General features: G+C 56.1%; 2 protein-coding genes. Both read left to right on the top strand.

The window, feature by feature from the left end:
- Positions 1–224: 224 nt before the first annotated feature.
- On the top strand, positions 225–488 hold the full coding sequence (locus tag C8J33_RS26840; RefSeq protein ID WP_132665936.1) for a transposase: 264 nt from the start codon (positions 225–227) through the stop codon (positions 486–488).
- A 63-nt stretch (positions 489–551) separates the two neighbouring features.
- The gene (locus C8J33_RS27775; protein ID WP_245420225.1) at positions 552–941 is read left to right on the top strand and encodes a transposase; all 390 of its coding nucleotides are present in this window, start codon (positions 552–554) and stop codon (positions 939–941) included.
- Positions 942–1021 lie beyond the last annotated feature (80 nt).

Raw genomic sequence — 1021 nt, 5'->3', positions numbered from 1 at the left:
CGGAAAACCAAAAGAAATCAGACATGAAATCGCCTCCTTGCTCAGGCGATTGAATCACGTCGAAATGTGCAAGGAAACCCAATTATTGGGTCCGGACCCTAAGCCCGCTGATATAATGGCCGTCTAAAATCGGCGGCAAGAAGTAATGAGATCTGTGCGCGGGTGTCTTTACTGGCTTATTGATCTGTGAGTCTTTCAATCTGAACAATGGATTTGGGGATGCGATGTCACGTAGGCGCATTGGTCAGGGAAAGTTCGGATTTACCGTTGATCGTAGCCAGCATTCGTCTTTGAACGAGCTTGCTAAACTGATTGACTGGATGCCGATCGATCAAGCTCTTGGTGTGATTTCCTGCTCTGCGAAGGGCAAGCCTGCCTGGCCGCCAATGGCCCTGTTCAATGCGATGCTGCTGTCGATCTGGTACGACTTGTCGGACGTCAAGTTCACCGAGGCGCTGGACGACAGAGGATCGTTCCGGCGCTTCTGAGGGTTCTCGGCTTCAGAGCCGACACCTGAGCGAACGGCTTTCGTGCGTTTTCGAAAAGCCCTTGTGGCCCATGGCCTGGACAAGCCTCTGTTCGAGGGAATCACCAGCCAGCTCAAGGCCAAAGCGATCCGGGTCAAGACCGGCACACTTGTCGATGCGACAATCATCGCTTCGGCCAGCGAGGATGATGAGGAGGGCCGTTGGGTCAAGCATAAGGGCAAACCAGCGGTTCATGGCTTCAAGGCCCATGTCGGGGCAGACGCCGATACGGCGCTGGTCGAGGAAATCGCGGTGACACCCGCCAACGTTAATGACGGCAAGGCCGGCCCCGATGCTCTGCCTGACAATCCCGGCGACGTGTTTGCGGACAGTGCCTACCGGGGCAATCATTTCGGCGACGCGGTGCGCGCCAAGGGTATCCATCCGGCGAAGGCCGCGGAGCTTATGATTTAGGCTGGTCCGCCATGATGCGTTCGATCCTTTCCGGATCACATTGCTCGTCGATAAGGAACTGCCGCACACCTCCGTCCCAG

It is taken from the genome of Rhizobium sp. PP-CC-3G-465 (assembly GCF_004343445.1).
GTDB lineage: Bacteria > Pseudomonadota > Alphaproteobacteria > Rhizobiales > Rhizobiaceae > Ferranicluibacter > Ferranicluibacter rubi.
The sequence above is the reverse complement of the archived record's forward strand: the minus strand, read 5'-3'. Positions and strand labels throughout refer to the sequence as shown.